Origin of the sequence: Clostridium carboxidivorans P7, assembly GCF_001038625.1 — a bacterium.
Lineage (GTDB): Bacteria > Bacillota > Clostridia > Clostridiales > Clostridiaceae > Clostridium_AM > Clostridium_AM carboxidivorans.
Genome location: NZ_CP011803.1, coordinates 5,283,001 through 5,296,995, shown reverse-complemented (window position 1 = coordinate 5,296,995; position 13,995 = coordinate 5,283,001). Strand labels below are relative to the sequence as shown.

The window sequence follows — 13,995 nt, the reverse complement described above, 5'->3', positions numbered from 1 at the left end:
TTATAATCTAACCCATAAAAAAAAATATATTAGGAATTCATATAAATATTTTTAGCCTGAAACTTTTTATTAAGTTTCAGGCTATTTGCTTTATATATTAAAGAGAAATTTCTCTACTTTCTGCACCATTTTTAAAGGTCAATTCACCTTTAGTAATACATCCTTCTATAGGACATACCATTGAACATAAATGACATCCTACACAATTGTCCTTATTAAGTGATGGTCTTCTTTTCTCTTCATCCCATACTACTGCTTGATGTCCTCCATCATAGCAAGATATATAACATCTGCCACATCCAATACACTTATCCTGTTCATAATTTGGATATACTATATAATCTCTATCTAGTTCTTCAGCAGAAACAATATTATTGAGGGCCGCTCCAACTAATTGATGCAACTTGTCTATTCCTTTATCCTCCATGTAATAGGATAATCCACTTATCATATCCTCTACTATTCTATATCCATATTGCATTATAGCTGTAGTGACTTGAACATTACTTGCACCAAGTAATATAAATTCAAGGGCATCTTCCCAGTTTTCAATTCCACCTATTCCGCTTATAGGAACATTTTTTAGCTTTGGCTCTTTTGCTAATTGAGCTATAAATCTTAATGCTATAGGTTTTATGGCTTTTCCTGAATACCCTGATATAGATGACTTTCCATTTACTATTGGTAATCCAACAAGTTTATCCAAATCCATTCCTGTTATACATTTTATTGTATTTATAGCTGAAATACCAGTAGCACCACCTTCTATTGCTCCTATTGCAGGCATCTCCATATTTCCTATGTTAGGTGTCATCTTTGCAATAATTGGAAGATGTGTACCTTTTCTTACTGCTGCTGAATATTTTTTAACCAATGCTGGATTTTGTCCCACATCAGATCCCATAGCACTACTTGTCATTTGAGGACATGAGAAATTACATTCTATAATGTCTGCTCCTACTTCAGTAACAGATTTTGCAAGTTTAGTCCACTCTTCTTCATTTTCCCCCATTATAGAGGCTATTAGCACCTTATTAGGGTAATTTTTCTTAAGTAATCTCATTTGTTCAAGATTAAAATCTAGTGGATGCTCAGCTATCATTTCCATATTTTTAAATCCTACAAATGGTGTAGATTCCTTAGTTAATGCAGAAAAACGTGGTGAAACTTCATTTGCTATAAAAATACCAACAGTTTTGAATACTATACCGCCCCAACCAGTTTCCAATGCCTTTGCACACATATCATAATTGTTTCCAACAGGTGAGGAAGATAAGAAAAATGGATTTTCACATTTTACTCCACAAAAATCTATGGATAGATCCTTTTTTTTCATTATTTTAAACCCTCCTTAACTGATGCTATTTCACCTAATCCTGTATCTGTGTTCCTTATTTCTGTCAAATATGCATCTATTCTTTCTGCCGCCAATTTTCCTGAGCCTACAGACTGAACAACTGTTTTATCTTTTTCAACTATATCCCCAGCTGTAAATACATCTTCCGATTTAATATCTATTATAGAATCCATATCATCAATTTCTTGTCCAACAGCCACTATAATCATATCTGCCTCAAGATCCATTGATGAATCATCAAACATGCCTTTAGCTTTAAGGGCTGTTACCTTTCCTGATTTTCCCAAGATTTCAACTGGCTTAAATCCTGTAAATATAGGAATATTTAATACGCCTTGAACATACTGTCTTTCTTCAATACTAGAAGGCATTTTTTCTATAGTCCTTCTATAGACAATTTTAACATCTTCTGCACCAAGAAGTTTTGCTGTAGAAGCACAATCCATAGCTACATCTCCACCACCTATAACAACTACATGGATGCCAACTTTTATATTACCCTTCTTTATTTTTGCTTCTGATAAGAAATCTACACCATTTATAATGCCTTTTAATTCAGTTCCATTAACCTCTATGCTTTTGGACTTTTGAATTCCACAAGCAATTAAAAATGCCTTATATCCATCTTTTCTCAAACTATCTATATTTACTTGATTTCCTATTTTACAGTTAGTTTTAAATTCAATTTCCAAATCTTTTAAATGATTTATTTCATTTTCAACTACCTCTTGTGGTAATCTTTTAGGTGGTATCCCATAACTTAGCCATCCACCTAGAATTTCCTTTTGTTCAAAAACTGTAACTTTATACCCCTTTTGTGACAAAATAGCTGCTACAGAAAGCCCACTTGGTCCTGAACCTATTACTGCTACTTTTTCTTTATCTAATTTAGATTTTTCCATAACCTTCATATTACTATTTTTCTCATAATCTGTTAAATATCTCTGCAAGTCCCCTATTTTTATCGGCTTATCTATACCGCATCTACTGCAAGCACCCTCACAATATTTATCATAAGGACATACCCTAGCACATATTCCTCCCAAAGGATTATTCGTTCTTATAGTTTCTATAGCCCCTTTAAGATTTCTAAATCGAAGTGAACGTATAAACTTTCCTGGATCTGTACCTGCAGGGCAAGCTTTACTGCAGGGAGCATCATAGCATAATAAACATCTTGAAGCTTCTTCAATAGCCAAAAAATTAGTTAGTGTTTTTTTATTTTCTTCTAAATATCCTTCCATTTACACACTTTCCTCCCTATATATAATATTTAATTTTCTTTATATACTCACTTATTGTTAGATATTCATAATTAGTAAATCTAAACTAAAAAATATGGTTTTTAGCATTATCAATTATTTTTAAACTTATTTTCGTTCTACCTCTCTTGTAGTTCTTCTATTAAATTAGGTATAACTTCATACAAGTCACCAACTATACCATAGTGAGCTATTTTAAATATAGGTGCATCCTTATCCTTATTTATAGCTATAATGCAATCTGAGGAATTCATACCAGCTAAATGTTGAATAGCTCCTGATATGCCGCATGCTATATAAATTTTAGGTCTTACAGTTTTACCTGTCTGTCCTATTTGATGACATTGATCTATCCATCCAGCATCCACAGCTGCACGAGAAGATCCAACCTCTCCACCTATAGAGTCAGCAAGTTTTTCTATAAGTTTAAACCCTTCTTTATCACCTAGTCCTCTACCCCCTGACACTATAATTCTTGCATCCCCCAATGAAACTTCTTTTTTACTCTTCTTTATAACATTAATTATTTCTGTATTTTTATCTTTTTCCTTTAACTTAAAAGAAATTTTTTCTACTTTTCCTGCTCTATTTGGATTCAATTCAGCCTTTTTCATTACACCTGGTCGTACAGTTGACATTTGTGGTCTATGATAATTACAAACTATAGTTGCCATTAAATTTCCACCAAAAGCTGGTCTTGTCATTAATAGATTGCCATCTTCTTCACTTATATCTAAACCTGTACAATCTGCTGTCAAACCAGTTCTCAATCTGGCAGCAATTCTTGGAGCTAAATCTCTACCAATAAAAGTAGCACCAATTAAAAGTATTTCTGGTTTTCTATCTTTCACCATCTCATATATTATTCGCGTATATACCTCTGTGGTATATAGCTTTAAAAATTTGTCTTCTACATATAGTACTTTGTCTGCACCATATTGTATTAATTCTTTTGACAAACTTTCTATTTTATCACCTATTAATATAGCTGTAAGATCTACTTTTAATTTATCTGCTATTTTTCTTCCTTCACCTAATAATTCCAATGAAACATTTGATATTTTTCCTTCTCTTTGTTCTGCAAATATCCATACCCCTTTATAATCCTTATTACTCATAAACTTACCTCCCACTACCCTACTTGCTTTTCTTTTATTTTTACCGCTAGTTTTCGAGAAGCCTCTTCGACGGTCCCTGTAATAATTTCTCCTTTAAACTTAAGTTCAGGGGTAAATGACTTTTTAACATTTGTTGGAGAACCCTTTAGCCCTATACGATTTTTATCTATCTCTATATCATTAATATTCCATAAAGTTATAACTCTTTCTTTAAATGCATTGTATATACCTTTTATTGAAGGATACCTGGGTTCATTTAATTCTTTTATAGCTGTTAAAACTACAGGCATCTTTGTTTTAATAACATAATATCCATCTTCCATTGCTCTTTTTGCTACTATTTCATTTCCCTTTATTTGTAACTCACTAACATAAGTTATTTGAGGTAAACCAAGATGTTCTGCTATTTCTGGGCCAACTTGTGCAGTATCTCCATCTATAGCTTGCCTACCACAAAGTACTATATCGTAATTGCCTATTTTATTTATAGCAGAAGCTATTATCAAAGATGTTCCCCATGTATCTGAACCACCAAATTGCCTATCGCTCAAAATAATAGCTTCATCCGCACCCATGGCTAGAGCTTCTCTTAGCGCATTCTCTGCTTGAGGTGGTCCCATACTTAAAACTGTTACATTTACATCTTCAAATTTTTCTTTTATTCTCAAGGCCTCTTCTAATGCATTTTTGTCATCTGGATTTATTATGCTTGGAACCCCTTCTCTAATTAATGTCCCTTTTACAGGGTCAATTTTTACTTCATTAGTATCTGGAACTTGTTTCATGCAAACTATAATCTTCACAATATATCACCTCTTATTTCAACAAGCTTCTAGAAATAACCATTCTCTGTACTTCAGAAGTACCCTCATACAGCTCAGTTATTTTAGCATCTCTCATCATTCTCTCAATTGGGTAATCCTTCATATAGCCATAGCCTCCATGAAGCTGCACTGCTTTAGTAGTTACATACATAGCAGTTTCTGCCGCAAATAACTTGGCCATTGATGCTTCTTTAGTTATAGTTTTTCCGTTATCTAATTTATTTGCTGCATCATACACTAGAAGTCTGGAAGCATTTATTCTTGTCTCCATATCAGCCAAATTCCATTGAAGTCCTTGAAAAGCTGCTAGCGGTTTTCCAAACTGCTCTCTTTGCTTTAAGTATTCTACGGTTTCATCCATAGCACCTTGAGCTATACCAACAGCTTGTGCTGCCATAGCTATTCTTCCTCCATCTAATGCTTGCATTGCAATTTTAAATCCCTGGCCTTCCTTTCCTAAAAGGTTTTCCTTAGGTATAATACAATCTTTAAATATAAGCTCCGAAGTAGCAGATGCTCTTATTCCCATTTTGTTTTCCTTTTTTCCTATGGAAAAACCTTTAAAGTTTTCTTCTACTATAAAAGCACTTATGCCTTTAGTTCCTTTTGTTTTATCTGTCATGGCAAGAATTATATATATACCAGCTTCTCCACCATTAGTTATAAAACATTTTTGGCCATTTAATATATAACTATCCCCTTTTAAAACAGCTTTACTATTTTGGCTGGCAGAATCTGTACCTGCATTAGGTTCAGTTAAAGCAAAAGCTCCAATCTTTTCTCCTTTTAGTAATGGCCTTAAATATTTTTCCTTTTGTGCATCTGTTCCATAATTCGTTAAAATCCAGCATGGTATATTATGTACAGCAAGTATAGCTGCTGTGGATGCACACTTTTTTGCTATTTCTTCTATACACATGGCAAATACATATTCATTTTGCCCTGCGCCTCCAAATTCTACAGGAAAAGGCATTCCAAGCATATTTAATTTAGCCATTTTATTTATGTTTTCTCTAGGAAATTCGCCTGTTTCATCTATTTCTGCTGCAATTGGAGCAATTTCATTTTTAGTAAATTCTCTAACTGTATTAACTATCATTTTTTGTTCCTGGGTTAAATTAAAACTCATTTGCTTGCCTCCTTCAAGTTTCACTCACAAATACTCAATCACTGATTGCTTTTATAAATAATAGGTTGGTAAATTAACTTATCAACCTATTATTTATAAACTACTTCTATTTTAATGATTCATATGTTGCTATAAATTCTGTACATAAAATTGGTTTTACTAGTACATTTATAGCGCTTGCATCTCCTGGAATCTTAGGATTATATGCTACTTTAAAAGTTCTACACTGAATTTTTCTCTTATTTCCTTCTACTCCAATAATTCTTCCTACTAATTCAAGGTAATCTCCTGCAAAAATTGACTTATATAATCTGATATTATCGAACCCCGTACATCTTCCTTCATTACCATCATGCATAATCATAAGTCTAGTAGCAACATCACCCATTAAAGTTATTGAACGAGATCCATTTACTATACCGCCAGCATAAAAAACATCTTTATCTGACATTCTTAAACGCATTTTAGTTTCGTAATTTTTATCTGTTTTTTCAAAAGCCATTTTTATACCTCCTATTATTAAATTTCAATTATTTTTCTACTTCTTCCCATGGATCTGCTACAATACCATCTGGTTGAATTCCTCTTTGAAGATTCTTTTTTACTACAAGTATTGAATAGCCTTCTCCACATAATAAAGGAGGATCTAATAAATCCATTTCACTATCATCTGCCTCAGGTCTTCCATTTCGTTTTGCTTGAGTAGCAATTTTGTATGTTTCAAGTTTAACCGTACGAGATGTATTACCTATCTTCACCATAGTTGCCTTAAAGTCTACCTGATCTCCTAAATAAAGATCGTGATAAAATTTTACATCATGATATCCTAAGCATAAGGATTCATCCCCATCATTTAAAATCATAACCTCAGTCTCAGCATCCCCCCAGATGTCTAATATCCTTCCTGCTGGAACAACAAATCCTAAATTATTTGCATCAGATGGCATCATCTTGTAGCTTAATACTGATTGATTTCTCATCTAAATATACCTCCTCAAATATTCCTTTTAAAAATTTAAATTACACCATTTTCCTTCATGCTAGCTACCTCTTCTTTGCTTATAGAAAGTTGCCCAAATATTTCTTCATTATGCTGTCCTAAAAGAGGCGCTGGAGTATCTACGCTGCCAGGAGTCCTTGAGAATTTAATAGGCACTCCTTGAAAATACATTTCACCTATAATTGGGTGTTCCATATGAACCATCATTTCTCTAGCTTGAATTTGAGGATGTTCAATTGCTTCTTTCATATCTAGAACTGGTCCGCAAGGAATTCCAGCTTCATCAAACATATTTTCTAATTGCTTCTTTGTTTTATCTTTAATCCAATCAGAAATTATTTCCTTTAATTCAGGATCATAATTTTTGCATCTTAAATCGTTAGTTAAGAATTTTTCGCACTGTATTAAGTCTGTCCTTCCTATTACATTACAGAACTTAGACCACAACTTGTCATTTCCAACTCCTACAGCTACATAACCATCTTTAACTTTATAAACATCAAAAGGAGCTATAGATGGATCTATATTTCCTTGTCTGTGAGGTATTTCTCCTGTCATAGTATTTATAACAATTGCATTTTCTAGAAGAGAGAATATTGTATCTAACATTGCCACATCAACAGATTGTCCTAATCCAGTTTTTTCTCTATTATAAAGAGCCATTAAAACTCCTACACATAAATATATTCCAGTAACATTATCTGCTATAGATGGCCCTACTTTAGTTGGAATCGAATCAGGAAATCCAGTTAAATTCACCATTCCTCCCATAGATTGAGCTACTATGTCATAGCAAGGTCTATTAGCAATAGGTCCATATTGTCCAAATCCTGAGCCTGAAGCATATATTATTCTACTATTTATTTCTTTTAAAACTTCATAATCTATACCTAACCTTTTCATAACACCTGGTCTATAATTTTCTACAACTACATCTGCATCTTTTACCATTTCTAAAAATATTTTTTTGCCTTCTTCAGTCTTTAAATTCAATGTAATTCCTTTTTTATTTCTATTTAAAAAAGCATAAAATCCACTTTCTCCGCTCTTTGGATCTATCGGACCCCAAAATCTACATTGATCACCTTTTGGACTTTCAATCTTAATTACATCTGCTCCATTATCAGCTAAAAGAGTTGTACAAAAAGGACCATTATATGCATGTGTTAAATCTAATACCTTTACCCCTTCTAATGCCTTTGCCATAAAACCATCTCCCATTCCTCATATTTCCCCGTACTATATGGAAAATTAATTAATATTTTCATTTTTTTTACACAAAAATTGATATTTAAAAATAGAGATATAAACCAGAAAATTTTTTCAGCTTATATATCTATTAAAGAGGAACAAGTTTCATTATTTTTAAAAGTTTAATGAAAACTTGTTTCCCTGTAATATTGGCTTTGTTATTAATTAAAATTTAATCAATCATTTGAACTAAATAGATGTTTCTTATTTTTTGTCTGTTTTAAGAACTGCATTAAGCATTACACTTGCAGCTTTTGTACACTGTTCAACTGATGTGAATTCAGGTTCACAGTGGCTGTGTCCATCTTTGCTTGGAGCAAAGATCATAGTTGTAGGAATCATTTCAGATACAAATTGAGCATCATGTCCAGCACCACTATTGATATACTGATTTGAATATCCAAGCTCATCTACACTTTCTTTAACATATCCTATTAATTCCTTGTCATAGTATACTGTGTCTCTAGCCCAAGCCTTTTCCACTTTACATGTGCATTTTTCAATTTCCTTACCATCAAGACTCTTAACAATAGCAAGAACCTTTGCAAGAACTTTTGGATCTTCATGTCTTACATCGATTGAAAAATCAATCATATCAGGAATTACTGTATGAACACATGGATGACATACAATTTCACCAGTTGTATATACAAGGTCTTTATCATCTAATTTATCAATTTCTTCATGTAAGTAGCAAAGAGCCTTAGCTGCAGCAAACAATGCATCATGTCTTTTATACATTGGAGTGGTCCCCGCATGATCAGCCTGACCAAAGAATTTTATTCTGTAGTTAAACATACCAAGTACACAAGTTACAACACCAATTTCATTACCTGCGTCCTCAAGTATAGGACCCTGCTCGATATGAGTTTCAAACATAGCCATATAATCCTTAGGGTTTAACCTGTTCTTTTCTTCCCCTTTATATGGGCTAGCATCTAATGCCTGTCCGAAGGTCTTTGTAGAATCTAATATACTCTTTGAAGCTAACATATCTTCTTTCTTAAACTTGCCACAAATAACTCCTGATGACATCATAGCAGGTGGATAAAGAGAACCTTCTTCATTTGTCCAAATCATAGCTGTAATGGAATGTCTGTGTGGAATTTTATCAGCCACAATGGTTTCTAAAACTTCCATAGCAGACATTACACCTAAAATACCATCATAGTTTCCGCCATTTTTAACCGAATCACAGTGAGATGCCATTACAATTTTCTTTAGTCCTGGCTCTGAACCTTTAATAGTTGCATACATATTAGCCATATCATCAGTTTCAATTGTAGCCCCGATTGCCTTCATTCTTTTTACAAATTCATCTCTTGCCTGATGAGCTTCAGGTGATAATGAATATCTAGTAATTCCGCCATGACCTGCATCACCAAATTTACTAAATGTGACAATCTTGTCCTCCATTCTGTCTTTACTACAAGTCAACATATCACTTTTCATTTTATACACATCCTTTTATATTTAATTTACACTTGTGTTTTTTATAACCTATGTTACACATTCACATCATTATTTTCATCAATCGAAGCCGTAGAAATCTTTTCCGTTATACTTTCATTTTCTTCAGGCGAAAGTATAGAAACAGTATCATTTTTCATTAAAATAGGGTAAATAATTATAGCTAATACAAACCCTACCATCCATCCACCATCAGCCAATAAACTTAAACTTGGTATAAACAACCCCATTATTGGCAATATTAAAGCTAATATCCAAGCATATATGGCCTTTACATTCAACCCTTTCTTATACCAATACCTTCCTTCAGTTGTTAAAAATAATGATTTCATGTCTACTAATTTCTTACGATGAATATAGTAGTCTGCAATATATATGCCAGCTAAAGGTCCTAAAAGTATACCGTAAGTTCCAAGCCATCCATATATATAAGAAGACGCGCTAGATAAAAGTTTCCAAGGCATAATTGCTACACCTGCTGCACCAGTAATAAGTGTTGCTGTTTTAAAAGATATTTTTCCTGGATTAAGATTAGAAATATCATTTGAAGTTGCTACTGCATTAGCAGCTACATTAGTATTTGTGGTTGCTATAATTATACCTAGACATCCTATAATTGATGCTATAGGACTATTCATTCTTTCAATAACTTGAACTGGATCCCATATAAACTGTCCATAAAGTACTCTTGTTGCACCTGTAACAAATATGCCTACAAAAGAAAATGCAACCATTGTTAAAGGCAATCCAAATAACTGCCCTCTAAATTGAGCCTTTTGACTTTTCGCAAATCTACTAAAGTCTGGTATATTTAAAGCAAGCGTTGCCCAGAATGCTATGTTTGCAGCTAAGCTTTTTAAAAATGTTACTCCAAATGATGCTGGTTTATTAGCTACAGGCATGTTAAATATATCTGAAATTCCTTTTCCCATACCAGCTACAGATGTATAAGCCCATACAACAAGTGCTAAAGATACAGTAACAAGTATAGGAACAGTCCATGATTGCATAAACTTTATAGTTTCTGGTCCTTTATGGACTATTGCTACATTTAAAGCCCAAAAACCAAAGAATGAAATCCAAAGTGATAAAGAAAAACTAGCCCATCCTGGAACAAGTGTACCTAAAATTGAATTTATAGCTTCTCCACCTATCCAGCATTGGATACCAAACCATCCTGCACCTACTATAGCTCTTGCCATAGCCGCAATGTTAGACCCCCATACACCAAAGGACAACCTTGCAAATACTGGATATGGTATTCCATATTTAGTTCCTGCATGTGAATTAAGCTGCATTGGTATTAAAACTATTAGGTTTCCAAGAGCAACATTTAAGAGAGCCTGCCACCAGGTAAGTCCTGCTGAAATAATTGAAGCCGCCATCATGTATGTTGGCATGCAAATACACATACTTACCCACAATGCTGTAACATTGTAAGTAGTCCAAGTTCTTTGCTTAAGCTTTGTAGGTGCTAAATCACTATTATAGTACCTACTACCTTTTATACTTTCTATTGCAGAATCTGCCATCTCATAAAGTCCACCAAATTCTCTCTGCGGTTTAGGTTTTTTATCCATACACGCACTCTCCTTGAAAATCTATTTCTATTAAACAAACAATTATGCATAATGTTATTTCGTTAATTCACCTAATTTTAAACAATATATTTTTTATATAATTTCAGGTACGCCTCTCTTTATAAATTTTCCTCTTCCTTCTGATCCAATATACTTTCCATCCTTAGCTATAACTTCTCCTCTGGATAATGTAATTTCTGGATATCCTTTTAATTTAAATCCTTCAAATGGCGTATAATCTACATTTTCATTAAGCATACTTTGAGTCACAGTAACTTCTTTGTTTGGATCAAATATTACTAAATCAGCATCACTACCTATAGCAATAGTTCCTTTTTGTGGATACATACCAAAGATTTTTGCTACATTAGTAGATGTTACTTCTACAAATTTTTGAAGAGTCAATTTTCTTTCTAATACACCATAGGTATACATAAGTGGCATCCTTAATTCAACTCCCGGAGCTCCATTAGGTATTTTAGTAAAATCATTTATTCCCATTCTTTTTTGCTCCATAAAAAATGGACAGTGATCAGTAGATACAGCCTGTAATGTATTGTTTTTAAGAGCTTCCCATAAATAAGGCCAATTTTTCTTATCTCTTAAAGGTGGTGACATAACATATTTTGATCCATTAAAATCTGGTTCTTCATAATTATCATAAGATAGCAATAAATATTGAGGACAAGTCTCACCCATAATTGGATAACCTTTTTTTCTAGCCCTTGCTATTTCAGATGCTGAAGCTTCACAAGTATTATGGACTATATAAAGTGGAGTATTACATAATTCTGCTAATTTAATAGCCCTACCTGCTGCTTCTCCTTCACATAAATCTGGACGGGAAATAGCATGATATTTTGGTTCAGTTTTTCCTTCGTCCAAAAGTTTTTTAGTGTAATATTTTATTACATAATAATTTTCAGCATGCACACAAGTTAATCCACCATTGCTGCTTACTTTTGTAAGCGTTTTCATTAATGTGTCATCATCTACCATCATTCCATCATAAGTCATAAATAATTTAAAACTAGAATATCCTGATTTAATTATTTCAGGTATTTCATTCATAATATCTTCATTCATGTCGGTAATTACTATATGAATTCCATAATCGATACATGCTTTATTATCAGATTTTTCTCTCCAAATTTTAGCTGTATCTTTTAAGCTTTTTCCCTTAGGTTGAACCGCAAAATCTACAATTGTAGTAGTTCCTCCACAAGCTGCAGCTTTGGTACCAGTATTAAAGTTATCACTTGAAAAAGTTCCACCAAAAGGCATATCCATATGAGTATGTGGATCTATTCCTCCTGGAAATACATATTTACCTTCAGCATCAATAACCTTATCAGCATACTTTTCCAATCCTGACCCCATTACCTCAATTTTTCCATTTACTATTCCAAGGTCAGCTTTATAGCAGTCAGAAGCAGTAACAACAGTTCCATTTTTAATTACCATATCAAGCTTTTTCACATATAACACCTCCATAAAAAATAAATTCTTTAACATTAATTTACATATAAGTAAAAATAACCATGTGCCCCGATTTTTATTTTAGTCTGCTGTTATAGTTTTGTCAATATAATATTCTAAATTTTCAAATTATTATGCTAACTCCTCAATCTTTCCGTAATATTGCTCAATATTATTCTAACTTTATAATTTATTTAATAATATTTAATATATAAAATGTAAAATTAACTTTGATAGCGACTTATAGTAATTAAGATAATAGTATATTTATAACTTACAAACCTATTAATACTTTTAAAGGAGAAGTAACCTATGAATGTTAGATTTGATCAATTAATAAAATTGCCTGAACTTAAAGATTTAAAATTAGTAGGAGGAAATAAAGGTCTCTTTAAAACAGTAAGTTGGTTTCATTTTATAGAAACTTCAGATCATGTAGGATATGTGCAAAAAGATGAATTAATATTACTTACAGGCATTGGAATTCTAAATAACAATCTAAATTTTATTGAACTTATTAATAAATTAATTGAGAAAAAAGCAGCTGGTTTAATTGTAAATATAGGAAAGTACTTCAAACAAGTCCCTGATTGTGTAAAAAAGATTGCAAATGATAATGACTTTCCTGTATTCGAAATACCTTGGGAAATTAATTTATCAAAAATAACAAGAAGTATTTGTAATTATATAGTAAAGATGCATTTGGATGAGCTTATATACGAAGATTTACTAATGAATATAATATATTTCAACAAAACTACTTACGAAGAATTTATTGAAAAGATTTCATTATGTGAAAACAATTCCTTAAATTCATTTAGAATAATCATTGTAAAGATAGCTAATTTTGAACAATACCTATGTTCTAAAAATATTAGAGATAATGAAATGATAACCAATATTAAAGATTCTTTTTTAAGATCTGTTAATAATTCGATTTGGGATGCTAAGTGCCGACCTATAAGCTTTTTTAATAATGAATCTGTAGTCTTTCTTTTAATTAATGAAAAAGAAAAATGTATGGACTTAAAAATGTTTACAGAAAACATAATATTAAATTGTAAAAAAGTTTTTTCTGACATAAATATAAATATAGGTATTGGTAATTTATACAGCGAATTTTCTGATATAAAAAAAAGTTACATAGAAGCACAAAAAGCTCTGAAAGCAATACAATCAGAATATCATTGTGATAAAAGCATATTTTATTCAGACATAGGAGCATATAAATTACTCACGGAAATTGGGAACACAAGCCTTTTAAAAGAATATTATTATGATACTGTTGGCAAATTAGATCGATATGATATGCAAAATAATACAGATTTCTCAAAAATATTTCATACATTTCTTTTAGAAGATGGTAATTACATTAAAACAGCACAAAAACTTTATCTGCACAGAAATACATTAATGTATAAAATCAATAAAATTCATGAAATTATAAGTGAAAATTCATTAGGCCCAAAAGTAAAATTCCAATATTATATAGGTTACCTTATAAAGTACATGAATAACTTTTAAA

The 13,995-nt window shown here is 32.1% G+C and carries 12 protein-coding genes; 1 reads left to right on the top strand and 11 read right to left on the bottom strand.

What is annotated here, in order from left to right:
- Positions 1 to 97: 97 nt before the first annotated feature.
- The 11 genes from preA to hydA form a co-directional block, all read right to left on the bottom strand.
- The gene (preA, locus tag Ccar_RS23790; protein ID WP_007063762.1) at positions 98 to 1,336 is read right to left on the bottom strand and encodes an NAD-dependent dihydropyrimidine dehydrogenase subunit PreA; all 1,239 of its coding nucleotides are present in this window, start codon (positions 1,334 to 1,336) and stop codon (positions 98 to 100) included.
- A complete protein-coding gene (locus Ccar_RS23785; RefSeq protein ID WP_007063763.1) occupies positions 1,336 to 2,601 on the bottom strand; it encodes an FAD-dependent oxidoreductase in 1,266 nt (421 codons plus the stop codon). Before Ccar_RS23785 ends, preA begins: the two co-directional genes overlap by 1 nt.
- Before the next feature lie 137 nt (positions 2,602 to 2,738).
- Entirely contained in the window at positions 2,739 to 3,737 is a 999-nt protein-coding gene (locus Ccar_RS23780; protein ID WP_007063764.1) for an electron transfer flavoprotein subunit alpha/FixB family protein, read from the bottom strand.
- 14 nt (positions 3,738 to 3,751) lie between these two features.
- Complete coding sequence (locus Ccar_RS23775; protein WP_007063765.1) at positions 3,752 to 4,540, bottom strand: electron transfer flavoprotein subunit beta/FixA family protein; 789 nt, start codon at positions 4,538 to 4,540, stop codon at positions 3,752 to 3,754.
- A 13-nt stretch (positions 4,541 to 4,553) separates the two neighbouring features.
- Positions 4,554 to 5,690 (bottom strand): acyl-CoA dehydrogenase, encoded by a 1,137-nt coding sequence (locus Ccar_RS23770; RefSeq protein ID WP_007063766.1) that lies wholly within the window; start codon positions 5,688 to 5,690, stop codon positions 4,554 to 4,556.
- 106 nt (positions 5,691 to 5,796) lie between these two features.
- A complete protein-coding gene (locus Ccar_RS23765; protein ID WP_007063767.1) occupies positions 5,797 to 6,192 on the bottom strand; it encodes a hotdog fold domain-containing protein in 396 nt (131 codons plus the stop codon).
- A gap of 28 nt (positions 6,193 to 6,220) precedes the next feature.
- A complete protein-coding gene (locus tag Ccar_RS23760; RefSeq protein WP_007063768.1) occupies positions 6,221 to 6,670 on the bottom strand; it encodes a hotdog fold domain-containing protein in 450 nt (149 codons plus the stop codon).
- A gap of 35 nt (positions 6,671 to 6,705) precedes the next feature.
- On the bottom strand, positions 6,706 to 7,896 hold the full coding sequence (locus Ccar_RS23755) for a CaiB/BaiF CoA transferase family protein (protein ID WP_007063769.1): 1,191 nt from the start codon (positions 7,894 to 7,896) through the stop codon (positions 6,706 to 6,708).
- Positions 7,897 to 8,145: 249 nt separating this feature from the next.
- Positions 8,146 to 9,393, bottom strand: a complete 1,248-nt coding sequence (locus tag Ccar_RS23750) for a Zn-dependent hydrolase (protein ID WP_007063770.1) — start codon at positions 9,391 to 9,393, stop codon at positions 8,146 to 8,148.
- A 53-nt stretch (positions 9,394 to 9,446) separates the two neighbouring features.
- Positions 9,447 to 10,991: an NCS1 family nucleobase:cation symporter-1 gene (locus tag Ccar_RS23745; protein WP_007063771.1), complete on the bottom strand. Its 1,545-nt coding sequence runs from the start codon at positions 10,989 to 10,991 to the stop codon at positions 9,447 to 9,449.
- Between the two features lie 93 nt (positions 10,992 to 11,084).
- Positions 11,085 to 12,470 carry a dihydropyrimidinase gene (gene hydA, locus Ccar_RS23740; protein ID WP_007065088.1) on the bottom strand — a complete coding sequence of 462 codons (1,386 nt, stop codon included), beginning with the start codon at positions 12,468 to 12,470 and terminating at the stop codon, positions 11,085 to 11,087.
- Positions 12,471 to 12,782: 312 nt separating this feature from the next.
- On the opposite strand from hydA, the gene Ccar_RS23735 reads away from it, so the two are divergent.
- Positions 12,783 to 13,994 carry a PucR family transcriptional regulator gene (locus tag Ccar_RS23735; RefSeq protein ID WP_007061121.1) on the top strand — a complete coding sequence of 404 codons (1,212 nt, stop codon included), beginning with the start codon at positions 12,783 to 12,785 and terminating at the stop codon, positions 13,992 to 13,994.
- The last annotated feature ends 1 nt before the right edge of the window (position 13,995 follow it).

Excerpts from the sequence above, each read along its gene's own strand:
- Ccar_RS23770 (WP_007063766.1), bottom strand. The coding sequence starts at position 5,690 with ATGAGTTTTAATTTAACCCAGGAACAAAAAATGATAGTTAATACAGTT.
- preA (WP_007063762.1), bottom strand. The coding sequence starts at position 1,336 with ATGAAAAAAAAGGATCTATCCATAGATTTTTGTGGAGTAAAATGTGAA.
- Ccar_RS23760 (WP_007063768.1), bottom strand. The coding sequence starts at position 6,670 with ATGAGAAATCAATCAGTATTAAGCTACAAGATGATGCCATCTGATGCA.
- Ccar_RS23750 (WP_007063770.1), bottom strand. The coding sequence starts at position 9,393 with ATGAAAAGTGATATGTTGACTTGTAGTAAAGACAGAATGGAGGACAAG.
- Ccar_RS23755 (WP_007063769.1), bottom strand. The coding sequence starts at position 7,896 with ATGGCAAAGGCATTAGAAGGGGTAAAGGTATTAGATTTAACACATGCA.
- Ccar_RS23735 (WP_007061121.1), top strand. The coding sequence starts at position 12,783 with ATGAATGTTAGATTTGATCAATTAATAAAATTGCCTGAACTTAAAGAT.
- Ccar_RS23785 (WP_007063763.1), bottom strand. The coding sequence starts at position 2,601 with ATGGAAGGATATTTAGAAGAAAATAAAAAAACACTAACTAATTTTTTG.
- Ccar_RS23765 (WP_007063767.1), bottom strand. The coding sequence starts at position 6,192 with ATGGCTTTTGAAAAAACAGATAAAAATTACGAAACTAAAATGCGTTTA.
- Ccar_RS23780 (WP_007063764.1), bottom strand. The coding sequence starts at position 3,737 with ATGAGTAATAAGGATTATAAAGGGGTATGGATATTTGCAGAACAAAGA.
- Ccar_RS23745 (WP_007063771.1), bottom strand. The coding sequence starts at position 10,991 with ATGGATAAAAAACCTAAACCGCAGAGAGAATTTGGTGGACTTTATGAG.